This is a genomic window from Tabrizicola sp. (genome assembly GCF_016792905.1).
In the GTDB taxonomy this organism is placed as follows: Bacteria; Pseudomonadota; Alphaproteobacteria; order Rhodobacterales; family Rhodobacteraceae; genus Tabrizicola.
This window is the reverse complement of the sequence record NZ_JAEULP010000087.1, coordinates 1-26,080: the sequence shown is the minus strand read 5'-3', so window position 1 is coordinate 26,080 and position 26,080 is coordinate 1. Positions and strand designations below refer to the sequence as shown.

At 67.8% G+C, this 26,080-nt stretch carries 24 protein-coding genes and 2 tRNA genes; 14 read left to right on the top strand and 12 right to left on the bottom strand.

From position 1 onward, the window contains the following. From JNL31_RS17805 to JNL31_RS17795, 3 genes are all read right to left on the bottom strand, one after another. Positions 1 to 114: uL13 family ribosomal protein (locus tag JNL31_RS17805; protein WP_294976249.1), on the bottom strand; the 114-nt coding region annotated here is incomplete at its 3' end. 220 nt (positions 115 to 334) lie between these two features. Next, positions 335 to 1,111 (bottom strand): SseB family protein, encoded by a 777-nt coding sequence (locus tag JNL31_RS17800; protein WP_294976246.1) that lies wholly within the window; start codon positions 1,109 to 1,111, stop codon positions 335 to 337. Between the two features lie 8 nt (positions 1,112 to 1,119). Continuing rightward, positions 1,120 to 1,701, bottom strand: a complete 582-nt coding sequence (locus tag JNL31_RS17795; RefSeq protein ID WP_294976244.1) for a uracil-DNA glycosylase family protein — start codon at positions 1,699 to 1,701, stop codon at positions 1,120 to 1,122. Positions 1,702 to 1,900: 199 nt separating this feature from the next. Between JNL31_RS17795 and JNL31_RS17790 the strand changes: the two genes are divergently transcribed. The 5 genes from JNL31_RS17790 (at position 1,901) to JNL31_RS17770 (ending at position 6,843) form a co-directional block, all read left to right on the top strand. Then, entirely contained in the window at positions 1,901 to 3,124 is a 1,224-nt protein-coding gene (locus JNL31_RS17790) for a Na+/H+ antiporter NhaA (RefSeq protein ID WP_294976239.1), read from the top strand. 118 nt (positions 3,125 to 3,242) lie between these two features. Then, positions 3,243 to 3,896: an ATP-binding cassette domain-containing protein gene (locus tag JNL31_RS17785; protein ID WP_294976237.1), complete on the top strand. Its 654-nt coding sequence runs from the start codon at positions 3,243 to 3,245 to the stop codon at positions 3,894 to 3,896. Continuing rightward, complete coding sequence (locus tag JNL31_RS17780; RefSeq protein ID WP_294976236.1) at positions 3,880 to 5,640, top strand: capsule biosynthesis protein; 1,761 nt, start codon at positions 3,880 to 3,882, stop codon at positions 5,638 to 5,640. Before JNL31_RS17785 ends, JNL31_RS17780 begins: the two co-directional genes overlap by 17 nt. A 9-nt stretch (positions 5,641 to 5,649) precedes the next feature. Continuing rightward, on the top strand, positions 5,650 to 6,480 hold the full coding sequence (gene kdsA / locus JNL31_RS17775) for a 3-deoxy-8-phosphooctulonate synthase (protein ID WP_294976234.1): 831 nt from the start codon (positions 5,650 to 5,652) through the stop codon (positions 6,478 to 6,480). Between the two features lie 123 nt (positions 6,481 to 6,603). Then, a complete protein-coding gene (locus JNL31_RS17770) occupies positions 6,604 to 6,843 on the top strand; it encodes a hypothetical protein (RefSeq protein WP_294976232.1) in 240 nt (79 codons plus the stop codon). A 74-nt stretch (positions 6,844 to 6,917) separates the two neighbouring features. On the opposite strand, the gene JNL31_RS17765 is transcribed toward JNL31_RS17770, so the two are convergent. Beyond that, on the bottom strand, positions 6,918 to 8,084 hold the full coding sequence (locus JNL31_RS17765; protein WP_294976229.1) for an NAD(P)/FAD-dependent oxidoreductase: 1,167 nt from the start codon (positions 8,082 to 8,084) through the stop codon (positions 6,918 to 6,920). A gap of 112 nt (positions 8,085 to 8,196) precedes the next feature. Between JNL31_RS17765 and JNL31_RS17760 the strand changes: the two genes are divergently transcribed. Then, a tRNA-Gln gene (locus tag JNL31_RS17760) sits at positions 8,197 to 8,271 on the top strand. Here JNL31_RS17760 and JNL31_RS17755 read toward each other — a convergent pair. Further along, entirely contained in the window at positions 8,257 to 9,666 is a 1,410-nt protein-coding gene (locus JNL31_RS17755; RefSeq protein WP_294976227.1) for a sensor histidine kinase, read from the bottom strand. The two genes, JNL31_RS17760 and JNL31_RS17755, sit on opposite strands and share 15 nt — an antisense overlap. A gap of 1 nt (position 9,667) precedes the next feature. Beyond that, entirely contained in the window at positions 9,668 to 10,333 is a 666-nt protein-coding gene (locus tag JNL31_RS17750) for a response regulator transcription factor (RefSeq protein ID WP_294976224.1), read from the bottom strand. 188 nt (positions 10,334 to 10,521) lie between these two features. Here JNL31_RS17750 and JNL31_RS17745 point away from each other — a divergent pair, with 188 nt between their 5' ends. The 4 genes from JNL31_RS17745 to JNL31_RS17730 all read left to right on the top strand — a co-directional run bounded on the left by JNL31_RS17745 (position 10,522) and on the right by JNL31_RS17730 (position 14,628). Continuing rightward, on the top strand, positions 10,522 to 11,568 hold the full coding sequence (locus tag JNL31_RS17745) for an ABC transporter substrate-binding protein (RefSeq protein ID WP_294976221.1): 1,047 nt from the start codon (positions 10,522 to 10,524) through the stop codon (positions 11,566 to 11,568). Between the two features lie 112 nt (positions 11,569 to 11,680). Then, complete coding sequence (locus tag JNL31_RS17740) at positions 11,681 to 12,625, top strand: tripartite tricarboxylate transporter substrate binding protein (protein ID WP_294976218.1); 945 nt, start codon at positions 11,681 to 11,683, stop codon at positions 12,623 to 12,625. Beyond that, complete coding sequence (locus JNL31_RS17735; protein ID WP_294976215.1) at positions 12,622 to 13,110, top strand: tripartite tricarboxylate transporter TctB family protein; 489 nt, start codon at positions 12,622 to 12,624, stop codon at positions 13,108 to 13,110. Before JNL31_RS17740 ends, JNL31_RS17735 begins: the two co-directional genes overlap by 4 nt. A gap of 3 nt (positions 13,111 to 13,113) precedes the next feature. Continuing rightward, the gene (locus JNL31_RS17730) at positions 13,114 to 14,628 is read left to right on the top strand and encodes a tripartite tricarboxylate transporter permease (protein WP_294976212.1); all 1,515 of its coding nucleotides are present in this window, start codon (positions 13,114 to 13,116) and stop codon (positions 14,626 to 14,628) included. A 47-nt stretch (positions 14,629 to 14,675) separates the two neighbouring features. Here JNL31_RS17730 and JNL31_RS17725 read toward each other — a convergent pair whose 3' ends face one another. The 4 genes from JNL31_RS17725 to JNL31_RS17710 are packed head-to-tail and all read right to left on the bottom strand — an operon-like array spanning position 14,676 to position 18,600. Beyond that, positions 14,676 to 15,398, bottom strand: a complete 723-nt coding sequence (locus tag JNL31_RS17725; RefSeq protein WP_294976209.1) for a proteasome-type protease — start codon at positions 15,396 to 15,398, stop codon at positions 14,676 to 14,678. 28 nt (positions 15,399 to 15,426) lie between these two features. Continuing rightward, complete coding sequence (locus tag JNL31_RS17720) at positions 15,427 to 16,233, bottom strand: transglutaminase family protein (RefSeq protein WP_294976206.1); 807 nt, start codon at positions 16,231 to 16,233, stop codon at positions 15,427 to 15,429. After that, positions 16,233 to 17,183: an alpha-E domain-containing protein gene (locus tag JNL31_RS17715; RefSeq protein ID WP_294976205.1), complete on the bottom strand. Its 951-nt coding sequence runs from the start codon at positions 17,181 to 17,183 to the stop codon at positions 16,233 to 16,235. Before JNL31_RS17715 ends, JNL31_RS17720 begins: the two co-directional genes overlap by 1 nt. Positions 17,184 to 17,196: 13 nt before the next feature. Next, positions 17,197 to 18,600, bottom strand: a complete 1,404-nt coding sequence (locus tag JNL31_RS17710; RefSeq protein WP_294976242.1) for a circularly permuted type 2 ATP-grasp protein — start codon at positions 18,598 to 18,600, stop codon at positions 17,197 to 17,199. 677 nt (positions 18,601 to 19,277) lie between these two features. On the opposite strand from JNL31_RS17710, the gene JNL31_RS17705 reads away from it, so the two are divergent. From JNL31_RS17705 to JNL31_RS17690, 4 genes are all read left to right on the top strand, one after another. After that, on the top strand, positions 19,278 to 20,312 hold the full coding sequence (locus JNL31_RS17705; RefSeq protein ID WP_294976202.1) for a cysteine synthase A: 1,035 nt from the start codon (positions 19,278 to 19,280) through the stop codon (positions 20,310 to 20,312). Continuing rightward, entirely contained in the window at positions 20,309 to 22,741 is a 2,433-nt protein-coding gene (locus JNL31_RS17700) for a DUF3772 domain-containing protein (protein ID WP_294976200.1), read from the top strand. The genes JNL31_RS17705 and JNL31_RS17700 overlap by 4 nt, the downstream gene beginning before the upstream one ends. Further along, complete coding sequence (locus JNL31_RS17695) at positions 22,738 to 23,451, top strand: alanyl-tRNA editing protein (protein ID WP_294976197.1); 714 nt, start codon at positions 22,738 to 22,740, stop codon at positions 23,449 to 23,451. Before JNL31_RS17700 ends, JNL31_RS17695 begins: the two co-directional genes overlap by 4 nt. 142 nt (positions 23,452 to 23,593) lie before the next feature. Next, positions 23,594 to 23,683: transfer RNA gene (locus JNL31_RS17690), tRNA-Ser, on the top strand. A 467-nt stretch (positions 23,684 to 24,150) separates the two neighbouring features. On the opposite strand, the gene JNL31_RS17685 is transcribed toward JNL31_RS17690, so the two are convergent. Further along, positions 24,151 to 24,921 (bottom strand): ABC transporter ATP-binding protein, encoded by a 771-nt coding sequence (locus JNL31_RS17685; protein ID WP_294976194.1) that lies wholly within the window; start codon positions 24,919 to 24,921, stop codon positions 24,151 to 24,153. 8 nt (positions 24,922 to 24,929) lie between these two features. Further along, positions 24,930 to 25,904: an ABC transporter substrate-binding protein gene (locus JNL31_RS17680; RefSeq protein ID WP_294976191.1), complete on the bottom strand. Its 975-nt coding sequence runs from the start codon at positions 25,902 to 25,904 to the stop codon at positions 24,930 to 24,932. Between the last annotated feature and the right edge of the window lie 176 nt (positions 25,905 to 26,080).

Below are 26,080 nucleotides of genomic sequence, written 5' to 3'. Positions count from 1 at the left end.
GCCGCGCAGGATGTTGGCGACGATCGTGGCGAGGCGGCCCAGAACGACGCCCTCGGCGTCGATCAGGATCCACTTCTTCTCGATGTCCGCCGGAGTAGCGGTGAAGGTTTTCATCGTGGTTCCCAACGAATAAGGGGGCACCACTGCCCCCGGAATCTCGGATGCGGGCTTATCGCCGAAGGGAAATGCAGCGTCAAGCACAAGGAGACATATTTACAGTAATGAAATCAGCATCTTGCGATAATGGTATTTAGATACCCCAAGCCAATCCATTCATCTTTGCCCGAATATCCCCGCCGGAGGCCCCACGCCGCCGCCGGGCGCGCCATCCGGATCAGCGCAGCTTCGGCGGACGCGAAGGGTCCATGCCGGGGGCAGCCGGGGCCGCGTCCTGCCCCTGCGGTTCGGGCAGGTCGAAGCGCAGGGCGACCCGCGCCATCGCGCTTGCCACCGGGGACTCCGCCGTCAGGAACACCACGTCCAGCTCCCCCGCCTCGATGCCGGAGAAGACCAGCGCCTCGCGCATGGCGCGGGCAAGTGGCGCCTCGGCCCCCTCGGCGGCATCGAGCAGCGCCAGGAGGTGCCCGCGCCGCCCGTCCCGGTAGACGACCCCCGCCAGCAACGCCGCCACGGCCAGCCCGCCCGCACGTGCAAGCTTGCCGTCGAGCGCGTCGATCACCGCCTCGGGGACAGAGGGCGCGAGGAATTCCTCCGGCAGCGCCTCCAGTTCCTCTGGCCCGCCATCCAGCGTCTCGGCCAGCCAGTCCATCGCTTCGGGGGGCAAGAGCATCGAGGAGGGCGCGACGCCAAGGTTCACCCCCATGCCGATCCCCTGCCCGCGCAGCAGGCCCGCGATCACCCGGCCCGGCAGCGCGGCATAGGGCGCGATCCCGCCGGAGAAGCTGGCCAGCCGTTCCTCGCGGTCGAAGACCAGCACCACCGGCCCGTCCTCCAGATCGAAGACCCGGGGCTCCAGTGTCTCTCCCCCGGCCTCGCGTTCGAGCAGGATCACCATCTCGCCATCGGCCAGCCGTTCGAAGAAGCGGAGCCGCAGCGTCTCGTTCTCGGGGTCGGCGGCAACCGCGGCATGGGCGGCGTCCAGCAGGGTCACGATCTCGGTCATCCAAGCACCTCCCGCACCCGCTGGCGGAGCGTCGGGAGAAGCTCGGCCTCGAACCAGGGGTTGCGTTTCAGCCACCCCGTATTCCGCCAGGACGGATGCGGCAAGGGGAAGACGCCCCGCACGGAAGGCCCGCGCCAATCGGCCACGGCGGCGGTCACATCGCGCAGCCCCAGGTGCCAGCGGATCGCCGCGCCCCCGACCAGCAAGGTCAGGGGCAGCGGACCCAGCGCCTGCATCACCCTTGCGCGCCAGGTCGCCGCGCAGATCGGCGGCGGCGGCAGGTCGGCCCCCTTGGCATCGTAGCCGGGGAAGCAGAAGGCCATCGGGACGATTGCGATGCGCGCAAGATCGTAGAATTCGGTCGCTGTCACCCCCATCCAGTCGCGCAGGCGGTCGCCCGAGCGGTCGGTGAAGGGCCGACCGCTCTCGTGGACCCGCAGCCCCGGCGCCTGGCCCGCCACCAGCACGCGGGCGCCGGGCCGGAACCAGACGACGGGCCGGGGGGCATGCGTCGTGGCGGTGGCCGCGAACCGCTCCGCGCACAGGCGGCAGGCGGCGATGTCCTCGATCAACCCCATGCGGCCAGACTGGACCCCGACCGACCGCCCCGCAACCCCTGTGCCTTGGCGCCGGTCCGGATAGCCCCGGCGCGCGCGCATCTGCCCGAGCCCCCGCCCGTCGAGGCGCCGCGGCAGCGCCTGCCCATTGCGGCAGCCGCAATTCGCGGTCAAATGGCGGGGCAATCCGGCCCAGACACCCGACCCCGAGTCCCGCAGCATGTATCGCGTCTCCAATTTCCTGCCCCGCTACGCCAAGGCCCTGCTCGGCGGCGCCGGGGTTGCGACGGTTTGGGTCAACCTGTCGCCCGCGAGCTACTACGACATGATCGAGCACCGGATCCTCGACCTGACCCTGCCGCACTGGCTCGCGCCCCTGCCCTTCAGCCTGACGCCGATGAACATCGTGGCACAGGGGTTGATGTCGCTGTTCCTCTTCTTCATCGCCAAGGAACTGTGGGAGGCGCTGACGCTGGAGCACGGCGCGCTGAAGGGGCGGGAGGCGATCCTGCCCGCGGCGCTCACGCTCGGCGGGCTGGCCGGGGCGGCGGGGGCCTGGGTGCTGGTCGGAAGCCTGATCGAGACGGCCTCGGAAGCGGGCTTTGCGACCGGCTGGCAGGTACCGCTTGGCACCGATGTGGTGCTGTGTTTCCTGGTCGCGCGCGCGGTCTTCGGGTCGGACCATCCGGCGCTGCATCTTCTCCTCCTTCTCAGCATCGCGACCGACATCCTGGCGCTTGTCATCACCGGCCTCACACAGCCCGGCCTGTCGCTGCGGCTCGTCTGGCTTCTGCTGCCGCTCGCCGCCGCGCTGGCGGTCTGGGCACTCTTCGGTCGCCCGCCCGCCCCGGACGCGCCCGAACGCGAGCGCCGCGCGGGCCAGCGGCTCTGGCCCTACATCGTCGCGGGGGCGCTTTCCTGGCTTGGGACCGCGGCCTCCGGCCTGCCCCCCGTCCTCGGCCTCTTGCCGGTCATCCCCGCCATCGCCCATGCCGACCGCAGCTTCGGCCTCTTCGCCGAGGTCGAGGCCGCGCTCAACGATCCGCTGAACCGGCTGAGCCATGCGCTCGTCTGGCCACTGGCGGTCGTCCTGTTCCTCTTCGGCCTGACCCGCGGCGGGGTGGACCTTTCGGCCTTTGCGCCGACCACGATCACCGCACTTGCCGCCCTCTGGCTCGGCCGACCGCTCGGGATGCTGTTGATCGGTCTTGGCCTGGCCATCGGCCTTGAGCTCCGCCTGCCGACCGGGATCAGCCTGCGGGACATCGTGAAGGTGGCGGTCATCATGGGCATGGGTTTCACGGTCCCGGTGCTCAGCCTGGAAAGCGCCCTGCCCGGAGGCGCCATGCAGGAAGCCGCCCGGCTTGGCCTTGCGCTCAGCCTGGTGGCCGGCCCCGTCGCGCTCCTCCTCTGGCGCTCCCCTGCCCGGCGCACAACCGCGTGACCGGCGCGCTCCTGCCCGCCGATACCCGGCCCCGGCCCTTTGAAAGCCACAAACCCGATGTTAACGATAGGGTCGTAGACAGAACGAAGACGTCCACCAAACGGGCGCCGAGGCTTGGATGATCGAGTTCCGCAATGTTTCAAAATCGTTCTGGACGGGGACGCAGCGCAAGGTGATTCTCGACCGCGCCTCCTTCCGGGTCGAGCTTGGCAATTCGCTGGGCATCCTTGCCGCGAACGGCACCGGCAAGACCACGATCATCAACATGATGGCGGGGCTGGAAAAACCCGACGAGGGCAGCATCCGCAAGACCTCGCGCGTCTCGTTTCCCCTCGGGTTCATGGGCGGTGTCGTCGGCCGGCATTCCGCGCGGGAGAATTGCCGCTACATCGCCCGGCTCTACGGCCTTGACCCCGACTATGTCGAAAGCTTCTGCCGCTGGGTCTGCGGACTTGGCGAATATTTCGACATGCCGGTCGCCACCTATTCCTCGGGCATGCGCGGCCGGTTTTCCTTTTCGCTCCTGCTCTCGATCGAATTCGACATCTATCTGATCGATGAAGGCATGCCCGCCAGTTCCGATGCAGAATTCAACCGCAAGGCCGGCAACATCTTGCAGGAGCGGCTGAAGAATTCGACCGTTGTCATCGTCTCGCACTCGGCCAAGACGCTGGAAAAGTTCTGCCGCTCGGCCGCCGTGCTGAAGGACGGCAGGCTGCATCAGTTCGAGACCCTCGAAGAAGCGAGACGCCTCTATGACTACCAATCCTAAGGCTGCGCGGTACAACACCCGCCCGGTCGACCGGCCCGCCCAACCGGACGCGCCGGGTGATGGCGGCATGTTGTTCGACAATCAGGACGACGGCTTCGGCAATCTGGATTTTCGTCGGCCCGAGGACAGACCCGCGCCCCCTCCTGCCCCGGCCGCGGAAACCCAGCCTTCCGAAGCCCCTCGTGACAGTGGCGAGGAAACCCCTGACGCGAGCGTCCAGCCACAGGTCCGCAAGGCCGTCTCCGAGGAGGAGATCGCCAGCGCGAATGCGGCCATCGCCACCGAGGGGCTGACCTCGCGGCAGTTGCGCCGCGCGGTGGCCATCGCGCAAAAGCACCGGTTGGACGCAAAAACCCCCGTCGATGCCGTGCGGCTCTTGCGCGAAGCGGGAGTTGACCCGTTCTCGCGTGCCTCGCTCCTGCGCCTGGTCAGTTCCGAGCCCGAAACGAGCCCGGTGATTGCGCTTGAACCGCCCGCCACGGACCAACCGATCCAGGCCGGACGAGAGCTTGCCCGTCTGCCGGGCGATACCGTGCAACTGCCCGATCGCATCAAGCCCGCGAAACTGCCCTCGACCGAGCAGCGTGCCGCGGTGAACCAGGCCTCCGAAGTCCTGCGGATGCAGAAGGACATCACCCGGCGGCGGCGGCGGCGGCTGGCGCTTCTGGGGGCCCGGCTTTTCGCCTTCGTCCTGCTGCCAACCTTCCTGGCCGGCTGGTATTTCTACATGGTCGCAACGCCGATGTATTCGGTGCGCTCGGAGTTCGTGATCCAGCAGGCCGCTCCCTCCGGCGGCGGCGGACTTGGCGGGTTGTTCACCGGCACCGCCTTTGCGACCTCGCAGGATTCGATCGCCGTGCAGGGCTATCTGCAATCGCGCGAGGCGATGGGGCGGCTGGACGAGGATCTCGGCTTCCGGGCGCATTTCCAGAGCCCGGACATCGACCCCTTGCAACGGCTGGACAAGGACGCAAGCCTTGAAGCCGCCTACAAGGTCTACAAGAAATTCCTCAAGATCTCGTTCGACACCACCGAAGGCGTGATCCGGATGGACGTGATCGCCCCCGATCCCGAGGTGGCGGCGAACTGGTCGAAACAGCTGATCACCTATGCCGAGGAGCAGGTCGACCACCTGACACAGCGCCTTCGCGCCGACCAGATGAAGGACGCCCAGTCCGGCTATGATTCCGCGCAGGCGGAACTGACCGCTTCGCAGCGCAAGCTCATAGAGTTGCAGGAGAAATTCAAGACCGTCTCCTCCGAGGCCGAGGTCGGGATGATCGTCAGCCAGATCAGCGGGCTTGAAGGGCAGCTGACGCAGGAACGGCTGTCGCTGGCACAGATGGAATCGAACCCCGAGCCGAACCAGGCCCGGATGGAACCGATCAAGCGTCGCATATCGACGCTGGAGACCGAGATTGCCGGGCTGCGCGCGAAGATGACCGAGGACTCGCCCGATGCCACCAGTCTGGCCGAGGTTCAGGGCGAGCTTCTGGTCGCCCAGGCCGACCTGCAGACCCGGCAGATGCTGCTGGCACAGGCCTTGCAATCCATGGAAACCTCGCGCGTCGAGGCCAACCGCCAGGTGCGCTACCTGTCGCTTTCGGTCAGCCCGATCCCGCCGGACGAACCGACTTATCCGCGCGCCTTCGAGAGCACTCTTGTGACCATGTTGATCCTCTTCGGGATTTACCTCATGGTCTCGATGACCGCCGCGATCCTGCGGGAACAGGTCTCGTCCTAGGGACAGCGCATGACGGATGTAACGATCGGCGGGCTGACCGTCGGCAATGACCGCCCGCTTCTGGTGATCGCGGGGCCGTGCCAGCTGGAAAGCCTGGACCACGCCCAGATGATTGCGGGCGAAATGGCGCGGGCCTGTGCGGCTGCGGGCGCGCAGTATGTGTTCAAGGCCAGCTACGACAAGGCCAACCGCACCTCGCTGACGGGCAGGCGCGGCATGGGGATGGAGGCGGGCCTGAAGGTGCTGGAAGCGGTGCGCGGCATGGGGATGCCGGTCCTGACCGACGTCCATGACGCGGGTCAGGCGCGCGAGGCGGCCGCGGTGGTCGACGTGATCCAGATCCCGGCCTTCCTGTGTCGGCAGACCGATCTCCTGCTTGCCGCGGGTGAAACGGGTGCGGTGGTGAACGTGAAGAAGGGCCAGTTCCTTGCCCCCTGGGACATGGCCAATGTGGCGGCAAAGGTGGCGAGCACCGGCAATGACCGGATCCTCCTGACCGAGCGCGGGGTCAGCTTCGGCTACAACGCGCTGGTGGCGGACATGCGCAGCCTGCCGATCATGGGCCGGACCGGCTACCCGGTGATCATGGATGCGACGCATTCCGTGCAGCAGCCGGGCGGCCAGGGCTCAAGCTCGGGCGGCCAGCGCGAGTTTGCCCCCGTCATGGCCCGCGCCGCCGTGTCGCTGGGCATCGCGGGCGTCTTCATCGAAACCCACGAGGATCCCGACCGCGCACCGTCTGACGGGCCGAACATGATCCCCCTTGCGCAGATGCCCGCGCTGGTCGAGAGCCTGATGGCCTTCGACCGGCTGGCGAAGGCCGATCCGATCAGGGTCTGAGCGCTGCGCAGGATTCTCTTTCTCTGCGGCAAGGCGCGGAGGCGCAGCCCGACCGCCGCCGATATCGCCCCCGGCCTGCTCGGGGTCGAGGCCGAATGTGCCGGCCTCAGCGCCGACGCCGATGTGCCGCTCGACCCCGCGCAGATCACCTTGGCCGATGTCATCGCGGTGATGGAACGGGCGCAGCTTGCCCGCCTGAAGCGCCGCTTCGGCCCCATGCTTCGCGGCAAGCGGATCGTCTGCCTCGATGTGCCCGATCGTATTGGCATGCACGACCCCGGGCTCGTCGACTTGCTGACCCGGCGCTTCAACCGCCTTGCATCGGGTGCCGATGGCGGGGCCGACCGCAGGGAAACAGGCTGAACATCGGGTTAATGTCCACACGCAACCTGTTGATCTGGCGATGTTCACCGATCAGTCCAACGTGGACGCGCGACCTACACTGCCTGCCCCGCCGCCCAGCCGGAAGACCAGGCCCACTGGAAGTTGTAGCCGCCAAGCCAGCCCGTGACGTCCACCACCTCGCCCACGAAGTAGAGGCCCGGCACCGCCTTCGCCGCCATCGTCCGCCCGTCGAGCGCCCTTGTATCGACGCCCCCGAGCGTCACCTCCGCCGTCCGGTAGCCCTCGGACCCGACCGGCACCAGCCGCCAGTCCCGGATCTCCGCCGCGACCCCGTCGAGCACCGCGCCTGGAAGCTCGGCCATCGGAGCCGTCACTCCCGCCGCCTCTTCCAGATGCCGCGCCAGCCGCTCCGGCAGCCAGCGCCCCAGCACCGTCCTGAGCGCCACCTTGCCCCGCGCCGCCCGCAGGTCGGCCGCCACGTCCCGGCCCGGCAGGAGATCGACATGGATCGCCTCACCCTCGCGCCAGTAGGAGGAGATTTGCAGCACCGCAGGGCCCGACAGGCCCCGGTGGGTGAAAAGCAGCGCCTCGTCGAACCCGGTCCTGCCGCAGGACACCCGGCCCGGCAACGACACCCCGGCCAGAGGGCGCATCCAGGCCAGCTCCTGCTCGGCGAAGGTCAGCGGCACCAGCGCGGGCCGGGTCTCGACCAGCGGCAGGCCAAAACTCTCCGCGACCCGGTAGCCGAACCCCGTCGCCCCCATCTTCGGGATCGACTTGCCCCCCGTGGCGACCACCACGGCCCGCGCGGACTGCACGCCGCGCGCCGTCTCGACCTCGAAACCGGCAGCAGCCAGCCGGACCTCGCCCAGCGGACAACCAAGCCAGAGCGTGCCGCCAGCCTGTTCCAGATCGCGGACCAGCATCGAGACCACCTGGGTTGCCGGACCGTCGCAGAAGAGCTGGCCAAGCGTCTTCTCGTGCCAGGCGATCCCGGCGGCGTCGATCCGCGCGATGAAATCCCACTGGGTGAACCGCTTCAGCGCCGACAAGGCAAAGCGCGGATTCTGCGACAGGAAGCGCTCCGGCGCGATCTGCAGGTTGGTGAAATTGCACCGCCCGCCGCCCGAAATCCGGATCTTTTCGCCCGCCGCCCTTGCATGGTCGATCACCAGCACCCGGCGGCCTCGGCGCGCAGCCTCGATACCGGCCATCAAGCCGGCGGCCCCGGCGCCAAGGATCACAGCGTCCCACGTCATGCCCCGTCCTAGCGGCCCGACAGTGCCCCGGCAAGCCGCGAAAGGGCGGCGAATTTTTCGGCCAAGGCCCCTTGCACGCCCGAAACCGCTTCGCTAAACACCCCCGCACGGTTGGGGCGTCGCCAAGTGGTAAGGCAGCGGTTTTTGGTACCGCCATACCTAGGTTCGAATCCTAGCGCCCCAGCCAACCTTCCCCGCTTTCAGGCCGAACCGCCCCCGGCAATGTCACCTGCACTGACAGGCCGCTGCCCCCGGGTCCGCGGTCGAGCGTGACCCTTGCCCCCAGCGCGCGGGCGATTTCCGAGACGATGTGGAGGCCAAGCCCGTGGCTGCCCGAGCGCCGTTCGCCCGGTCCGCCTGCGGGTTCGAGGCGGCTGCGGAGCGCGGCAAGCTGACCGTCGGCAACGGCCGGGCCAGAATCGACCACGTCCAGCCGCAGGCCCCCGGTCCCGAGGTCGGTCAGGTGGACCGTCACCATGGTCTCGGGCGGGCAATGGGCCAGGGCATTGCCGACCAGATTGCGCAGAAGCTCGCCGAGCAGGACCTCTTCGCTTGGTGACGTGGCGCGGTCCGGACCGTCGTAGCCGAGGTCCTGGCCGCGCCGGACCGCCTGCGGCAGGAGGTCGGCCGTCACCCCCCGCGCGAGCGCTGCGACATCGACCGGGCCCAGCGCGGGGCGCAGGCCGGTGGCCTCGACCCGGGCAAGGAGGAGGAGCTGTTCCAGCACCCGCTCGATCCGGATGAGCGCCGCGTCGGCCTTGTCGAGCGCCGGGCGCGCCTCGGGCCGGGCCGCGACGGCGATCTGGGTGCGGGCCACGGTCAGGGGCGTGCGGATCTGGTGATTGGCGTTGCTGGCGAAGTTCTGCAAGGCCGCCATGGCGTGGGACAGGCGGAGGAGGAAGCCGTTCAGGGCATCGACCACGGGGCGCAGTTCGGCGGGGGTATCGGTTTCGATGGCGGTCAGGTCATGCGGCGCGCGGGCGGCGATGGCGCGGGACAGCCGGTCAAGGGGGCGCAGCGCATAGGTCGCGGCGGCCCAGGCGACCAGCGCGGCCCCGGCGATGAGACCCGCGATGCGCAGCGCCGAGCGGGTCAGGATCGACCGGGCGAGCGCATCGCGGGCGCGCGTCGTCTCGGCGACGGTGACGGTGAACGGAAGCGTACCGTCGCCGGTCGTCAGTTCGCGCAGGATGGTGGCGGTGCGGATCGGCATGGTCCGGTACCGGCCATCGGCGAGGCCGGTTTCCTGCCCCGGCGCAAGCGGCGTGACGTCGAGGTCCTGATAGCCCGTGAGAACTCCATGCGGACCATCGACCCGGTAGAAGACCTGGTCCTGCGCGGCTGAGGACAGCATGTCGAGGGCGGAGAAGGGCAGCGCCACCGCCAGCCCGCCTTCGGCATCGACGTTGACGCCTTCGGCAATCGCCATGGCCGAGCCGAGGAGAACGCGGTCGGAGACGTCGCGGGCGGTGCGCAGGGCCTCGGTCCGGGTGTCCAGAAGCGCGAGAAGGCCGATTGCGGCGGTGGCAAGGACCAGCCAGACCAGGATCGAGCGGCGCAGCGAGGCAGGACGGTCGGGCAAGTCAGGGCCTTTCCAGCATGTAGCCAAGGCCGCGGGCGGTGCGCAGGGTCAGGCCATGGGGGTGCAGGCGGCGGCGCAGGCGGCTGACATATTGCTCGATGGCGTTGTCGGAGAGCGAGTCGTCAAGCGAGGTGAGCGACTGGACGATGGCCTCCTTTCCGACGACCCGGCCCGCACGGAGGAAGAAGAGTTCCAGCAGTGCCAGTTCGCGGGCGGGCAGGTCGAGCGCTTCATCGCCAACAAGAAAGCGGCGGGTCGTCATGTCGAAACGGACCGCGCCGATCTGCAGGTCGGAGCTTTGGTGGCCGGCCTGACGGCGCAGGATCGAGCGGACGCGGGCCTCGAATTCGCCGACGTCGAAGGGTTTCACCATGTAGTCGTCGGCGCCAAGGTCGAGGCCCGCGACCTTTTCGGCCGGTTCGCCCCGGGCGGTCAGGATCAGGATCGGCACGGGGTTCTTCCGGGCCCGGAGCGAGCGCAGGACGGAGAGCCCGTCCTTTTCCGGCAGATTGAGGTCGAGGATCACGAGATCGAAGCGTTCCGCGCCGATCAGGCTCTCGGCGGAAAGGCCGTCGTGGGTCACGTCCAGCGCGTAGCCCGCGCCAAGGAGGAGCGTGGTCAGTGCCTCGGCCAGGGGCAGGTCGTCTTCGACAAGCAGGATTCGCATGGGGGAAGCCTAGGTCAGGCGGGGTTTGCTCGTCGATGGCTTCGTCACTCCTCGCAAGGGTCTCCGGCGGGGATAATCGGGCCGGTATGAAAGGTGCGTTGGGGCGCCCTGCCATACCGCCGGGATGAGATATCGGACGCGGAGGGGGTGATTGTCGGGAGGGCAGTGGCCGGGCTAGGCTTTGGCGCATGTGGATCCTGCGCATCCTGCTTCTCTGCCTTGCCCTGCCCGCTGCGGCGGATGTGGTGGTCTTTCCGGCGCCGGAAGCGGGCGGGCGCGAGCTGGTCGTCTATTCCTCGCTCGATTCCCCGCTGGCGCGACCGCTGATCGAGGCCTTCCAGGCGATCCGACCCGACGTGGCGGTGCGCTACGAGGACCTGTTGACCGGCGAAATTGCCGATCGGGTCATGCAGGAGACCGATGCCGGCCAGCCCACGGCGGACCTGATCTTTTCCTCGGCCATGGACGTGACGGTGAAACTCGCCAACGACGGCTATGCCCGCGAAGCGAGGGTCGCCAATGCCGCGCGTTGGCCCGCATGGGCGGAATGGCGCAGCATGGTCTTTGCGCTGACCTTCGAGCCTGCGGTGATCGTCTATCACAAGCCGTCCTTCCCGGATGGTCCGCCCGACACCCGCGCAGCGCTGATCGACTGGCTTGCGACCGCGCCGTATGGGTCGATCGGCACCTATGACATCGCGCGCTCGGCGGTGGGATACCTGTTCCTGATGCGCGACATGGAGCATTTCGCCGATCTTTGGACGCTGGTCCGGGCCATGGGCAAGGCGGGGGTGCAGGTCTTCCCGACCTCGCAGGACGTGATCGAGCGGGTGAATGCGGGGACGCTGCTGCTTGGTTACAACGTGCTTGGGTCCTACGCGGCGGATCAGGCGCTGCGGCTGCCGGACCTGGGGCTCGTGCTGCCGCGCGACTATGTGGTGGTGGTCAGCCGAGTGGCGCTGGTGCCAGCGGCGGCGGCGTCACCCGACCTGGGCGAGGCGTTCCTCGATTTCCTGATGTCGCGCGAGGGGCAGACGGTGCTGGCTGAGCGGCTGCGCCTGCCTGCGGTCAGCCTGGAGGTGGCGGGCAAGGATTCGGCGGCGGCGATGCAGGAGGCGCTCGGGGCGAAGCTGCGCCCCGTCGCGGTGTCGCCGGGCCTTCTGGCCTATCTGGATGCGGCGAGCCGGGCGCGGGTCCTGGCGCAGTGGAACGCGGCGCTGGAGGGCGGCGAGTAAGGCCGCTGGTCGCGTCAGGTTCATGTCAGGTTGGCGTGGTTTCCTGACGGCGTTCCGGGGAGGGAGCCCCGGCGGATTCGGCAACCCCGGTTGCCCCAAGGGAGGAATACAGATGAAACACACCATTCTGGGCGTGGCCTTCGCGGCTGCGCTGGCGGTTCCCGCATTCGCGCAGGATTACACGATCATGGCGCCCGCCAACCCCGGCGGCGGCTGGGACGGCACGGCGCGGGCGATGCAGGAGGTCATGCAGGCCGAAGGCATCGCGCCCTCGGTCGAGGTGATCAACGTCCCGGGCGCGGGCGGCACCGTGGGCCTGGCGCAGTTCGTGGCGGACAGCGCGGGCGATCCGACCAAGCTGATCGTCGGCGGCTATGTGATGGTGGGCGCGATCCTGACCAACGCCTCGCCAGTGACGCTGGAGGACGTGACCCCCATCGCGCGGCTGACCGGGGATACCGAGGCCATCGTGGTTCCGGCAGCGTCCGAGATCCAGACGCTTGAGCAGCTGGTCGAGAAACTGAAGGCCGATCCGGGCTCGGTCAGCTGGGCCGGGGGTTCGGCGGGTGGCACCGACCATATCCTTGTCGGCCTGCTGGCCAAGGCGGCGGGGGTTGACCCGACCAAGATCAACTATGTCGCCTTCTCGGGCGGCGGCGAGGCGATGGCGGCGATCCTCGGCAACCAGGTGACGGCGGGCGTGTCTTCGGTCGGCGAGTTCCAGGAACAGGTGAAGGCCGGGACGATGCGCTTGCTGGCGGTGTCCTCGGCGGACCGGCTGGAAGGCATCGACGCGCCGACGATCAAGGAATCGGGCTTCGACGTGGTGGTGCAGAACTGGCGCATGGTCGCGGCGGCCCCGGGCCTGTCGGACGAGCAGAAGGCCAAGATCGCAGGCGACATCGAGAAGCTGAACGCTTCGGCCGGCTGGACCAAGATGCTGGCCGACAAGGGCTGGGCAAACACCTACCTGGCGGGTGACGCCTTCATGACCCAGCTCGACGCCGACATCGCCGCGACCGATACCGTGCTGCGCGACATCGGTCTGGTGAAATGAGCGAGGGATTTCCCTCGGAACGCCGCCCCCGCTGGGCGGCGTTCCTCATCGCGGCGGTCCTTGCCGGGCTTGCCGTGATGATCCTGACGGATGCGGCGGGCCTGAAGCAGGATGGCGGCTATGCCGGGGTCGGCCCGGCGGACGTGCCCCGGCTGATCGCCTACGGGCTGCTGGTGCTGGCGGCGCTGACGGTGGTGTCGGGCCTGAAAGGCGACCTGCCGAAACCGCCGCGCCAGGCCCCTGCCCCGGTCCTTTGGATCATGGGCGGGTTGGTCGGACAGCTGGCGCTCTTGCATGTGGCGGGCTTCGTGGTCTCGGGGGCGATCCTGTTCGGGATGACGGCGCGGGGCTTCGGGCAGAAACCCCTGTGGCGCAACCTGCTGGTCGGCTTCGCGCTGGCCTTCGTGATCTATGGCGTCTTCGACCGGCTTCTGAAGCTGAACCTGCCGGGCGGGCCGATCGAACTGCTGATCTTCCGGGGGTAGGCAATGGAAAGCTTCTCGCTGCTGCTGCAGGGCCTGTCGACCGCGATGGAGCCGATGATCCTGCTTTATGCGCTGATCGGGGTGACTTTGGGCACCGCTGTCGGTGTCCTGCCGGGGATCGGCCCGGCGCTGACCGTCGCGCTTCTGTTGCCCGTGACCTATGGGCTGGACCCTGCCGGATCGCTGATCATGTTCGCGGGGATCTACTATGGCGGGATGTATGGCGGGTCGACGACCTCGATCCTTCTGAACACGCCGGGGGAAAGCGCGTCGATCGTCACGGCGATCGAGGGAAACCAGATGGCCCGGCAAGGGCGCGGGGGACCGGCGCTGGCGACGGCGGCCATCGGCAGTTTCGTGGCCGGGCTGATCGCAACGCTGCTGCTCGCTTTCCTCGCGCCGCAGGTGGTGAAGCTGGCGCTGACGCTGGGACCACGGGAGTATTTCGCGTTGATGATGCTGGCCTTCGTCACCGTCTCGGCGACCTTCGGGGATTCCGCGCTTCGAGGGTTGACCTCTCTGTTCATCGGCCTTGCGCTGGCCTGCGTCGGCATCGACGGGCTGACCGGCGCGGCGCGGTTGACCTATGGCGTACCACAGCTGATGGACGGGATCGAGACGACGACGCTGGCCGTCGCGCTTTTCGCCATCGGCGAGGCGCTGGCGGTGGCAGCGATGCTGGACCCGCCGGACGGGATGCACCGGGTCAAGGGCAGCGTGAAGATGACGCGCGAGGATTGGCGCCGGTCGTGGAAGGCCTGGCTGCGGGGGACCTTCATCGGCTTTCCCATCGGCTCGATGCCTGCGGGGGGCGCGGATGTAGCGTCCTTCCTGTCCTATGCGGCGGAGCGGAAGCTGGCGAAGCATCCCGAGGAATTCGGCCATGGCGCCATCGAGGGCGTCGCGGGGCCGGAGGCCGCGAACAACGCGGCGGCGGCAGGGACTTTGGTGCCCCTCCTGACGCTGGGCCTGCCGACGACCGCGACGGCGGCGATCATGCTGGCGGGGTTCCAGCAGTTCGGCTTGCAGCCGGGACCCTTGCTTTTCGTGATGAACGCCGAGCTGGTCTGGGGACTGATCGCCTCGCTTCTGATCGCCAATGTCATGCTGGTGGTCCTGAACCTGCCGCTGATCGGGCTCTGGATCAAACTCTTGTCGATCCCCCGGCCCTGGCTTTACGGCGGGATCCTTCTGTTCGCCACGCTCGGCACCATCGGGGTCAACCCCTCGCCGGTCGAGCTTGGGATGCTGATCCTGTTCGGCGTCATGGGCTACGGGATGCGGCTATACGGCTATCCGGTCGCGCCGGTCGTGGTGGGGCTGATCCTCGGGCCGATGGCGGAGCAGCAGTTGCGCCGGGCGCTGGCCATCGCGCAGGGCGACTGGACGACGCTGATCTCCACCCCCGTCTCGGCGGTGCTGCTGGGGATTTCGGCGGTGTTCCTGGTCGTGCCGATGATCATGCGGCTGCGCGGGCGCGGGCAGGTCCTCAGCCAGGTGGCGGGCGACGCGGACTGAGGCCCCAACGCACGGCTGTCCGGCGCTTCACCTGCGCCGGGCAGGCCTTAGATCGTGATCCTGGCGAACCCGTCGCGCAGCGCATTGGACCAGGCCTCGGACATGGCGCGGAACTGCGGATCGCCCGCCTCGATCCGGCGTTTCTGCGTCACCTTGCAGGCGTCGCGGTCGATGACCGCCAGGTCGAGCGGCATGCCGACCGAAAGGTTAGACCGCAGCGTTGAATCCATCGACAGCAGAACCGCCTTCTGCGCATCGGCAAGGCTGGTCGAGGGCTTCACCACCCGGTCGAGGATTGGCTTGCCATACTTGTGCTCGCCGATCTGCAGGAAGGGCGTGTCCTCGGTCGCCTCGATGAAATTGCCCTCGGGGTAGATGAGGAAAAGCCGCATCGCCCCGCCCTTGCGCTGTCCGGCGACGATCATGCTGGCGGAGGCGCCCTGCATGGCGGAGAGCTTCTCGTCAACCTCGGCGCGGACCTTGGCGAGGCTAGCGCCCACGATCTCGGCCACTTTCAGAAGCGTCGGTGCCAGCATGATCGAGGTTTCGGGCGAGGCTTCCGGGTCCTCGATGGCCTCGCGCAGCTGGGCGATGGCGGTCTGGGTGACGGAAAGGCTGCCTGCGGTCATGATGACGATGACGCGTTCGCCCGGGTCCTCGAAAGTGAACATCTTGCGGTAGGTCGAGATGTTGTCGAGCCCGGCATTGGTGCGCGTGTCCGACAGAAGCACCATGCCCTCGTTCAAGAGAAGGCCCACGCAGTAGGTCATCCGGTATCCCCCAGTTCCGGCCCGCACCCTATTGGGCGGATTGCTGGACCGCAACTGTCACATCCATCGCCTCGCGCGCGCCGCCGCGTGCGATGCCGCGGATGGGGGCTGCGTCCTGCGCATCGAAGCCGGAACCGAGGCGGATGTAGCGGGCATCGGGGCAGCTGCGGTTAGCGGGGTCGAAGCCGACCCAGCCAAGACCGGGGACATGCAGTTCGGCCCAGGCATGGGCGGCTTCGTGCGGCGTGCCGTCTTCGGTGGCAAAGAGATAGCCCGAGACATAGCGCGCGGGGATGGCGCGCGCCCGCGCGCAGGCGATCAGCGCATGGGCGTGGTCCTGGCAGACGCCCTCGCCCAAGGCCAGCGCCTCGGCGGCGGTGGTATGGGCATGGGTCACGCCGGGGCGGTAGGCGATGGCATCGGCGACGGCGGCGGACAGGGCGTGCGCGAGGCTGAGCGGGTCGGCGCCGGTGGCAGCATTCGCGAGGTCGGCCAGCGCCGCGTCGGTCCGGGTGGGCGCGGTTTCGCGAAGGTAGCAATCGGGCGCGACGGTTTCGCGATGGCCGCGCAGGACGCCCGAAAGGTCTTCCGTGTCCACCGTGCCGCGCACCCGGACCAGAACTTCGGTCACGGGCCCGGCGATGGTCCAGCCCTGGACCGTATCCCCTGCCCCGTCACGGTGACGCGCGCCTGCCGTGCCGCCCGAGACCGTGACCTCCCAGTCAAGGGTCTTCTGGCCCGTGAAGACCGAGGGCGCAAGGCGATGGCTTTGCACGACAGAACGGACGGGCGTGTCGTAGCTGTAGCGGGTCAGGTGATCGACGGTCAGCCGCATCAGCGCATCTCCCCGCTGAGGTAGGAGTCATGGATCGCGTTGGCCAGCGTCGCGGCCTCGGCGATGTAGCGGGTCAGGAATTCGTGCAGCCCCTCGTCGAAGATCGCCTCGACGGTGGCGGTCTCGATCCCGGCGGCAAGATGGCGGGCGGTCTCTTGCGCCTGCGTTTCGCGGCCATAGGCCTTGGCGAGACGGCCGAGGTGGTTCATCAGGCCCGCCGTGCAGGTGGCGAGCGAACGGGGCGACTGCGGGTTGCGGATCAGAAAATCGGCGATCTTGGCGGCCGTCACATCGCCGCCATAGGCCCAGTGGAAGGCGCGCTGCGCCCCCATGGCGCGCAGGAGCGTGGTCCATTGGTAATTGTCCAGACCGGAGCCGACGAAATCGACGCGGGGCAGAAGGACATAGTATTTCACATCCATCAGCCGGGCGGTGTTGTCGCCGCGTTCCAGGTAGTAGCCGATGTTCAGGAAGTTGAACCCGGGGCCGCGCAGGAGGGTCGCGTCGATCGCGCCGCGCAGCATGGCGGCGTGGCGCATGGTCCAGTCGGTGAGGCGCGAGAGTTCGAGCTTCGAGCGTTCCTCGCGTTCCAGCTGCTTCAGCTCCTGGAAGGCGGTGTTGAGCGCGTCCCAGACCTGGGTCGTCAGCGCGGTGCGGACGATGCGGCCGTTCTCGCGTGCGGCGGTGATGCAGCTGGCGATGGAAGACGGGTTGTCGCGGTCGAAGAACAGGAAGCTTTCGATGTTGCGCTGCACCGGGTCGCCGTATTTCCGTGCGAAGGCATGGGCCATGCCGGTGGCCTGCAACAGGCTGTCCCATTCGCTGCGGTAGCCATGGGCCGACGGCAGCAGGCTGATGCGGCTGCCGACTTCCAGAAGACGCGCGACGGTATCGGCGCGCTCCATGTAGCGGGCGATCCAGTAGAGGTTGGAGGCGGTGCGGCTCAGCATGCGTGGTGCCCCCTCATTCCGCCAGCACCCAGGTGTCCTTGACCCCGCCGCCCTGCGACGAGTTCACCACCAGCGAGCCTTCGGTCAGCGCAACGCGGGTCAGCCCGCCGGGGACCAGTTCGATCCGCTCGCCCACAAGGCAATAGGGCCTGAGGTCGACATGGCGGGGGGCGACGCCTTCCTCGACGAAGGTGGGAACGGTGGAAAGCGCGAGGGTCGGCTGGGCGATGTAGTTTCCCGGGTCCTCGGTCAGCTTGGCGCGGAAACGGTCGATCTCGTCGCGGCCAGCCTTCGGGCCGACCAGCATGCCATAGCCGCCGGAGCCGTGGACTTCCTTCACCACCAGGTCGGGCAAGTTCGCCAGCACATGCGCCAGATCGTCCGGCTTGCCGCATTGCCAGGTGGGGACGTTCTGCAGGATCGGTTCCTCGCCAAGGTAGAAGCGCACCATGTCGGGGACATAGGTGTAGACCGCCTTGTCGTCGGCCACCCCCGCCCCCGGCGCCGAGCAGATCGAGACGCCGCCGGAGCGGTAGACATCCATCAGCCCGGGGATGCCCAGCATGGAATCGGGGCGGAAGCACAGGGGGTCGAGAAAGGCGTCGTCGATCCGGCGGTAGATCACATCCACTCGCCGCGGGCCTTCGGTCGTGCGCATCCAGACATACTCGCCGTCGACAAAAAGGTCCTGCCCCTCGACCAGTTCGACCCCCATCAGATCGGCCAGAAGCGAATGTTCGTAATACGCGCTGTTGAAATGGCCCGGCGTCAGGATCACCACCGTCGGTTCGCCCTTGCACTTGGCGGGGGCGACGCTGGCCAGCGTCCGGCGCAGCTTCTCCGAGTAATTGTCGACAGGCTCGATCCGGTTCTCGCGGAAGAGGTCAGGGAACATCCGCATCATGATCTCGCGGGATTCCAGCATGTAGCTGACGCCGGAGGGCGTGCGGCAGTTGTCCTCCAGCACGTAGAATTCCTCCGGCCCGGTGCGAACGATGTCGACGCCGACGATGTGGGAATAGACCCCCTTCGGCGGCACGAAGCCCGCGACGGACTTCTCATAGGCCTCGTTCTGGTAGACGAGCCGCGCGGGGATGCGGCCCGCCCGGATGATCTCGCCCCGCCCGTAGACATCGACAAGGAAGGCGTTCAGCGCGCGGGCCCGCTGCTTTATCCCGCGTTCCAGCCGCGCCCATTCCGACCCGGAGAAGACCCTTGGAAACATGTCGAACGGGATCAGCCGGTCGGGGTCGCCGCCTTCGCCATAGACCGCAAAGGTGATGCCGATCCGGCGGAACAGCGCCTCGGCCTCGGCCTGCTTCAGGCTGCGCAGTTCCTGCGGCATGGTCGCGACCCAGTCTTTCAGCCGCGCATAGGGGATGCGGACCTCTGTCTCGACTCCTGGCCCCTGGAACATTTCGTTGAACTGCGCCACCGCTTCCCCCGCACTGCCCTGCCCCCGAATAGAGCAGAGCCACGACGCGGCGGGAAGCGTTTCCGTGGCCCCGGCGCCCGCGGCATGACCATTTGCCCAAGATTTGTGCAGCCCGGTCGCCGGGCAGCGGTCAGCCCAACCGGACCCGCGCATGGCTGCGGCCAGGCACATGGTCGTTTGCCCGGCCCTTGAACAAGCGCGGGAGGCGCGCCCGACTTCGCGCAAGGGAACCAGGCCATTGATTTCCGGCGATTTCATCAAAGCCAGCCGGGCACCCCATTGCGCGCCTGGCAGGTGCCCGGACTCCCGTCATCGACAACGACACCGGGGGCAAGGTTCGCCATATCCGCGATGTGCGCCCGGGTCGGGGTGGGCAGGGCATATTCCGATGCGGAAAAGCCGTCTGGCCAGCCAGAGGCCGGGTTGGCCACCGCGCCAGTGCTTTCCATATCCTGCCGCGCTGAACGTGCCGCTGATGCCAACCCGGGCCGAGGCGTCGGCAAGGGAGGTGCGCGCTTGGCGGGAGACGTTGTCGTCAGGACCGCCGCCGGTCGTCGGGCAGCGCCGCGCGGTAACCCACTGCGTGGCCTGGGTCTTCGCGGCTTGAGTTTGCCGCGCGTCCCCAATACACCTTCTGGCATCAAGGAAGGACCGCCGCCATGCGCATTCATCAGGATCTGGCCGACACGATCGGGAACACGCCGCTTCTGAAGCTGAAGAAGGCTTCGGAAATGACCGGCTGCACGATCCTCGGCAAGGCCGAATTCATGAACCCCGGTCAGTCGGTCAAGGATCGGGCGGCGCTTTACATCATCAAGGATGCCATCGCGAAGGGTCAGCTGAAGCCGGGCGGGACGATTGTCGAGGGGACGGCGGGCAATACCGGGATCGGGCTGGCGCTGGTCGGCGCGTCGATGGGGTTCCGCACGGTGATCGTCATCCCCGAGACGCAGAGCCAGGAAAAGAAAGACATGCTGCGTCTGGCGGGAGCCGAGCTGGTGCAGGTTCCGGCGGCGCCCTATCGCAACCCGAACAACTATGTCCGCTATTCCGGCCGCCTGGCCGAAGCGCTGGCCAAGAGCGAACCGAACGGGGCGATCTGGGCCAACCAGTTCGACAACGTGGCAAACCGCCAGGCGCATATCGAGACGACCGGGCCGGAAATCTGGGAAGAGACCGGCGGGAATGTTGACGGCTTCATCTGCGCGGTGGGATCGGGGGGCACGCTGGCGGGCGTCGGCATGGCCTTGCAGCCGAAGGGCGTGAAGATCGGCCTGGCCGACCCTGAAGGCGCAGCACTGCACAGCTTTTACACCACGGGCAAGCTGGATGCCCCCGGCACCTCGATCACCGAAGGCATCGGGCAGGGACGGATCACGGCGAACCTGGAAGGCTTCACACCCGATTTCAGCTACCGCATCCCGGATGCCGAGGCACTGCCGATCATCTTCGACCTTCTGACCGACGAGGGCCTCTGCATGGGCGGCTCGACCGGGATCAACATCGCGGGTGCCATCCGCATGGCGCGCGACATGGGGCCGGGCAAGACCATCGTCACCATCCTGTGCGACTATGGCAGCCGCTACCAGTCGAAGATCTACAACCCCACCTTCCTGCGCGAGAAGGGCCTGCCGGTTCCCGACTGGCTTGACCGCGCGGGCCGGGCGATCCCCACGGTTTACGAAGACGCATGAGGCGGCTTCTCCTCTGGTTTGGCCTCGTGCTGGCGCTGGCGGCGGCGCCGGTCGTGGCGCAGGACCAGACCGGAGAGAACGCGCCGACGGTCGCTGAACCGGGAACGGACGGGGCGGCACTGGACTATGCGCTCTGGGAGCGCATGGCCGAACGGGCCGAGACCGAGATCGAGAACCGCAACACCGCGACCGAGCGGATGGAGGAAATCCGCACGCAACTGGCAAAGTGGCGGGCAGCGTTGCAGAACGCGCAAAGCGCGAACTCGGCCCGGATCGCCACGCTGCGCCAGCAGATCGACGCGCTGGGCCCCGCTCCGGCGGAAGGGGCCACCGAGGCGGACGAGATTTCCGCCCGCAGGCAGGAGCTGGCCAGCCAGCTGGTGAAGGCCCAGGCCCCCGGGATCGCGGCAGAAGAGGCCTACCGGCGCGCGGATGGCCTGATCGACGAAATCGACCGCACCCTGCGCGAACGCCAGGCCGACCAGCTTCTGCAGCTCTGGCCCTCGCCGCTGAACCCCGGCAACTGGCCCGAGGCCGCCATCGGCTTTGCCGACACGGTGCAGCGGCTCTGGGACGAGACGACCGAGGCCTGGGATGACCCGAAAGCGCGCGGCGAGCTGTTCGACAACCTGCCGCTGATCATCGTGCTGGTGATCGTGGCCGTCGCCCTGGTGGTCTATGTGCGGCGCTGGATCGAACGCTTTGCGGAACGCCTGCAACAGGGTGCATCGGTGCGGGGTCGGCATTTCTGGGCGCTGATCGCCTCGCTGGGCGGGATCGTGCTGCCGACGCTGGGCGTGATTGCTTTGTCCTGGGCGCTTCTGGCCAGCGGCATGGTGGGCGAGGTCGGCAGCCTGATCGCGCTGGCCCTGCCCTTTGCCGGCTTCGTGGTGTTTTCGGCTGCCTGGCTTGGCGCGCGGGCCTTCCCTCGCCTGCAGGGCGAGGGCGCAGTCCTGCCCCTACCGCCAGAACGGCGGGCCGAAGGGCGATTCCTCTCGGTCCTGATGGGGCTGGTCATTGCCGCCAACATGCTGCGCAGCGCGGCGATGGATGCACAGGCCTATTCCGACGCCACCACATCGGTGATGTCCTTCCCGATCCTTCTGACCGGCGGCTTGGTGCTGATGCGACTGGGCCGAACCCTGCGCAAGACGCGCGAGACCGACGACAAGAGCGCCAGTTATTCGCTGCGGCTGATCCAGCTTCTGGCGCGGGGCTTGACGGCCCTTGGCGCACTTGGGCCGGTGCTTGCCGCCTTCGGCTATGTCCAGGCGGCCGAAGCGGTGATCTATCCGGCGATGATGTCCTTCGCGCTGGTGACGTTCCTGTTCATCCTGCAGCGGCTGCTCGGCGATGCCTGGGCGCTGATCACCAGGCAGGAGGAAGCCGGGCGCGACGCGCTGGTGCCCGTGCTTGCGGGGTTCGTGCTGTCCATCGCCTCGCTGCCGGTGCTGGCGCTGATCTGGGGCGCGCGGTTTTCCGACCTGACCGAGCTTTGGACGCGTTTCACCGAGGGCTTCCAGCTGGGAAGCACGAAGATCTCGCCCAGCAATTTCATGGTCTTCGCCATTCTGTTTGTCATCGGCTACATGCTGACACGGCTGTTCCAGGGCGCCCTGCGCAGCACGATCCTGCCGAAGACGAAGATGGACCAGGGCGGGCAAACTGCACTGGTCGCGGGGGTGGGCTACGTCGGCGTTTTCCTTGCCGCGCTGATCGCGATCAATGCCGCCGGGATCGACCTTTCGGGCCTGGCCATCGTCGCCGGTGCGCTGTCGGTCGGTATCGGTTTCGGCCTGCAGCAGATCGTGTCGAACTTCATTTCGGGCATCATCCTTCTGGTTGAACGCCCCGTCAGCGAGGGCGACTGGATCGAGGTCGGCGGCGTGCAGGGCAAGGTCCGGGCGATTTCGGTGCGATCGACCCGGATCGAGACCTTCGACCGCAACGATGTGATCGTGCCGAACGCCGACCTCATCACGGGCCGGGTGACGAACTGGACAAGGTTCAACCTGTCGGGCCGTATCATCGTGCCGGTTGCGGTGGCGCTGGGGTCCGACACCCGCAAGGTCGAGACTATCCTGAAGCAGATTGCCGAGGAACAGCCCCTGGCCATCCTGAACCCGCCGCCGGTTGTGGCCTTCATGGGCTACACGCCCACCCAGCTGACCTTCGAGATCCGGGTGATCCTGCGCGACGTGAACTTCGGCCTGCAGGTGCGCAGCGACATGAACCACCGGATCATGCAACGCCTGACCGAGGAAGGCATCCATATCATGCCGCCCCCCGCCCCGCCGGCCGAGCCCGACCCGGTGAAGACGGCGGAAACCGTCCTCGCGCTGGCCGATCTGGTCGAGCGGGACAGAGCGCCGGTCAAGCGCAGGCCCGTGCGCCCGACGACATCCGACGTGAAGGGATCCGAACGGTGACGGAGCTGCTTTTTCGCGACGACGCCTACCAGACCGCGGCCGACTGCCGGGTGATCGGGCACACGCCGGAAGGCGGCATTCTGGTCGACCGGTCGGTGTTCTATGCCACCGGCGGCGGCCAGCCCGGCGACAGCGGCATGCTCGACTGGGGCGGAACGCGGATGCCGATCGCGACCGCCCTGAAGACTGCGGGCGGGATCGCCCTTGTCCCCGCCGAGCCGATGCCGATGCCCCCGGTGGGCGCGCCCGCCCGCCAGCTGATCGACTGGGGCCGCCGCCACCGGCACATGCGGGTCCACACCGCGCTGCACCTCCTCTCGGTGGTGATCCCCCTGCCGGTGACGGGCGGCCAGATCGGGGCGGACAAGGGGCGGCTCGACTTTGACATGCCCGAGCCGCCGGGCGACGTGGCGGCACTGGAAGAGGCGCTGAACAGCCTCATCGAGCGTGACCTGACCGTGGGCGAGCAGTGGATCACCGACGAGGAACTCCTGGCCAGTCCGGGGCTGGTCAAGACCATGTCGGTGCGCCCGCCCCAGGGCCAGGGCCGGGTGCGGCTGGTGCGGATCACCGACGGCGCGGCGCTGATCGACCTGCAGCCCTGCGGCGGCACCCATGTCCGCCGCACGGGCGAGATCGGCCGTGTCGAGATCGGCAAGATCGAGAACAAGGGCCGCCAGAACCGCCGGGTCGCGATCACCCTGACCTGAGCGGGGATCGGTGCCGGACTGCGGCGATGTGGCGGCACGCCCCGACACCGTAAGTCTGCCGGTCCGCGTGCCCACAAAACCCGGAAGGCCCAAGATAGCCCCTTGAACAGCGCGGCAAAGCCGGGGTATCAGCGCGCCTGACGGACAGTTGGCCGAGTGGTCGAAGGCGCACGCCTGGAAAGTGTGTAGGCGGGGAACCGTCTCGAGGGTTCGAATCCCTCACTGTCCGCCACCCTCAAGTGATCTGATATTGAGCCCGCCTTGGGAGGGTCGGTGTCGGCGGATTGCCCGCACGTTTCGACGTTTTCCGGCCCTTGGGGACCGGAGAACACTGGCGAGATGCTGGCCCGGAAGAGCGCGAGCCCGGATTGGCCTCGGGCGGGACACGGTTTGAAGCGGCGCCTGTTGCGGCGCGCCCGCTTTGGAGAACGGTCCGACCAGTGACGCCGGGATGAGGACGGACAGCCCCGTCGACGATGCGAGCCTTGTTCCACCAGACGCGCAGGTGGCGGAGGGTAGGAAGGTGATCACCGGGCATTGGGTTGCCTCCTGCCCACTCCGCACGACAAGGCCAAGCGCGAAGGGCATGAGGTCTCCGCGCCGGACGGGACGCGGACCATCGGGATGCGACTGCGCGCAATGGCCCACGACCCTGAAGGGCGCCACGGCATCGCGCCTGGCGGACGATGCGTAGCAGCCTCAATGCAAACCGAACTCGCCCATCAGGCGCCGTCGCATCGTGACAAAGCGCCCCTCGCTTCGATCCCGTGGCCGCGGGAGATCGACGTCGATCAGGCGGGGGAGCGACGGCTTGTCCCTAGGCAGCACGAGAACACGGTCAGCCAGGAAGATCGCTTCCTCGAGATCGTGGGTCACGAGGACCATGGTAACTTTCTCCTCTCGCCATATCCGGGCTAGTTCCTCCTGCATGGTCAGCTTGGTCATGGCATCCAGCGCTCCGAGCGGTTCGTCCAGGAGCAGGATTTCCGGTTGCACGGTCAGGGCCCGGGCGATTCCGACGCGCTGCGCCATGCCACCGGAAAGCTGCCGCGGGTAGGCAGTTTCGAACTCTGCCAGGCCCACCAGACGGATGTAATGCCGGGCACGGGTCTCGGCGTCGGACCGCGGCACGCCGCGCACGGTGAGGCCGAAGGTGACGTTGCCGAGCACCGTGAGCCAGGGCAGCAGGCGCGGTTCCTGGAAGATGATCGCACGCTCGGTGCCGACGCCATGGACCGGGCGGCCGTCGATCAGGACTAGGCCCGCATCCGGAGTGTCAAGGCCGGCGAGGATGCGCAGAAGGGTGGTCTTGCCGCAGCCAGATGGGCCGACGATTGCCAGCGCTTCGCCGCTGCGGATGTCGAGGTGCAGGTTCCGCAATACGTTCAGACGCTGGCCGTTCAGCGCGAAGGACTTGGAGAGGTCACGGACCGTGACCTCTCCGCGGCGGGTTGTTTCCACCAGGTTCATCATCTGCCTCAGTTGGTGACGGGCGCATCGCCCGTGGTGTAGAGGATGTCCTTCGCCACAAGCTTGCCCTTCTCGACGGCACCCTGACGTTCAAGGACGTCGATCCAGAACTGGACGTCGCGTTCCACCGGCAACCCGCCCGCCCGCACTCCATAGCCCGCGAAGTACTGGGCCACATCGGCATTCTCGCCCCGCTCGGCCAGCACCTTCGCGAAGATCGCCTTCGTCTCTTCGGGGTGCTCCCGGGCATAGTCGAGAGCCTTCACGGACCCGTCGACGAAGGCCCTTGCCTCTGCGGGATGTTCGGCGATCCAGTCACGGCGCAGGACGACGAAGCCCCCGGCGATCTCGCCAAGCACGTCGGTGTCGTCGAACACCGCACGCAGGCCCCCGGTCTTCAGCGCGGCCCCGGTGAAGGTGGTCTGCCAGTAGCCGAAGGCCGAGACGTCGACCTGGCCCGAGCGCAGCACCTGTTCCAGTTGGGGGCCCGGCACGACGATCAGGTTCGCGCTGTCCTCGGGCAGGCCCTTCTGGTGCAGGGCCTCGCGAACGGCATAGTCGAGGTGCGCGCCCAGCGTGTTCACCGCCACGGTCTTGCCAACGATGTCCTCGACGGATTTGATCGGACTGTCTTCCAGCACATAGAAGACCGACTGCACCTCGTCGTTGATGCCGTTCGACGGGTAGGCGGCGACGAAATCGTTGCCTGCCGCGATGGAGTTCAGGACGGCGGCGGTGGCAGCCGAGCCAAGCTCCACGCTGCCGCCGGCGAGAGCGACGAGCGAGGCGGGGCCACCCTGGGCGTAGCCGACGTTTTCCAGCGTGATGCCGGTGCCGTCGAAGTAGCCAAGCTCGGCGGCCAGTTCATGGGCGGAAAGGCCGCCCTGGCTGGCAAGGTAGCGGATGGTCACATCGGCCGAGGCCGGGCTGAGCGAAAGGCCAAGCGCGGTGGACAGCGCAAGGGTGCGGAATGAGAGCGTCATGACGGTTTCCTTTGGTTGAAGGGATCAGCGGTTGATCTCCGCCCAGCGGCAGAGACGGCGCTGGAGCGTGACGAGGGCGGCATTGGCGGTCAGGCCAAGCGCGGCGAGGAGGAAGATCGCCGCGAACATCTGCGGGATCTGGAAGTTGTACTGGGCGTTCATCACCTGGAACCCCA

What these genes read in the sequence shown, in the direction of transcription:
- JNL31_RS17795 (WP_294976244.1), bottom strand. Translation starts at nt 1,701, where the DNA reads ATGGGGTTGATCGAGGACATCGCCGCCTGCCGCCTGTGCGCGGAGCGG.
- JNL31_RS17790 (WP_294976239.1), top strand. Translation starts at nt 1,901, where the DNA reads ATGTATCGCGTCTCCAATTTCCTGCCCCGCTACGCCAAGGCCCTGCTC.
- JNL31_RS17785 (WP_294976237.1), top strand. Translation starts at nt 3,243, where the DNA reads ATGATCGAGTTCCGCAATGTTTCAAAATCGTTCTGGACGGGGACGCAG.
- JNL31_RS17780 (WP_294976236.1), top strand. Translation starts at nt 3,880, where the DNA reads ATGACTACCAATCCTAAGGCTGCGCGGTACAACACCCGCCCGGTCGAC.
- kdsA (WP_294976234.1), top strand. Translation starts at nt 5,650, where the DNA reads ATGACGGATGTAACGATCGGCGGGCTGACCGTCGGCAATGACCGCCCG.
- JNL31_RS17765 (WP_294976229.1), bottom strand. Translation starts at nt 8,084, where the DNA reads ATGACGTGGGACGCTGTGATCCTTGGCGCCGGGGCCGCCGGCTTGATG.
- JNL31_RS17750 (WP_294976224.1), bottom strand. Translation starts at nt 10,333, where the DNA reads ATGCGAATCCTGCTTGTCGAAGACGACCTGCCCCTGGCCGAGGCACTG.
- JNL31_RS17745 (WP_294976221.1), top strand. Translation starts at nt 10,522, where the DNA reads ATGTGGATCCTGCGCATCCTGCTTCTCTGCCTTGCCCTGCCCGCTGCG.
- JNL31_RS17740 (WP_294976218.1), top strand. Translation starts at nt 11,681, where the DNA reads ATGAAACACACCATTCTGGGCGTGGCCTTCGCGGCTGCGCTGGCGGTT.
- JNL31_RS17735 (WP_294976215.1), top strand. Translation starts at nt 12,622, where the DNA reads ATGAGCGAGGGATTTCCCTCGGAACGCCGCCCCCGCTGGGCGGCGTTC.
- JNL31_RS17730 (WP_294976212.1), top strand. Translation starts at nt 13,114, where the DNA reads ATGGAAAGCTTCTCGCTGCTGCTGCAGGGCCTGTCGACCGCGATGGAG.
- JNL31_RS17725 (WP_294976209.1), bottom strand. Translation starts at nt 15,398, where the DNA reads ATGACCTACTGCGTGGGCCTTCTCTTGAACGAGGGCATGGTGCTTCTG.
- JNL31_RS17720 (WP_294976206.1), bottom strand. Translation starts at nt 16,233, where the DNA reads ATGCGGCTGACCGTCGATCACCTGACCCGCTACAGCTACGACACGCCC.
- JNL31_RS17715 (WP_294976205.1), bottom strand. Translation starts at nt 17,183, where the DNA reads ATGCTGAGCCGCACCGCCTCCAACCTCTACTGGATCGCCCGCTACATG.
- JNL31_RS17710 (WP_294976242.1), bottom strand. Translation starts at nt 18,600, where the DNA reads ATGTTCCAGGGGCCAGGAGTCGAGACAGAGGTCCGCATCCCCTATGCG.
- JNL31_RS17705 (WP_294976202.1), top strand. Translation starts at nt 19,278, where the DNA reads ATGCGCATTCATCAGGATCTGGCCGACACGATCGGGAACACGCCGCTT.
- JNL31_RS17700 (WP_294976200.1), top strand. Translation starts at nt 20,309, where the DNA reads ATGAGGCGGCTTCTCCTCTGGTTTGGCCTCGTGCTGGCGCTGGCGGCG.
- JNL31_RS17685 (WP_294976194.1), bottom strand. Translation starts at nt 24,921, where the DNA reads ATGAACCTGGTGGAAACAACCCGCCGCGGAGAGGTCACGGTCCGTGAC.
- JNL31_RS17680 (WP_294976191.1), bottom strand. Translation starts at nt 25,904, where the DNA reads ATGACGCTCTCATTCCGCACCCTTGCGCTGTCCACCGCGCTTGGCCTT.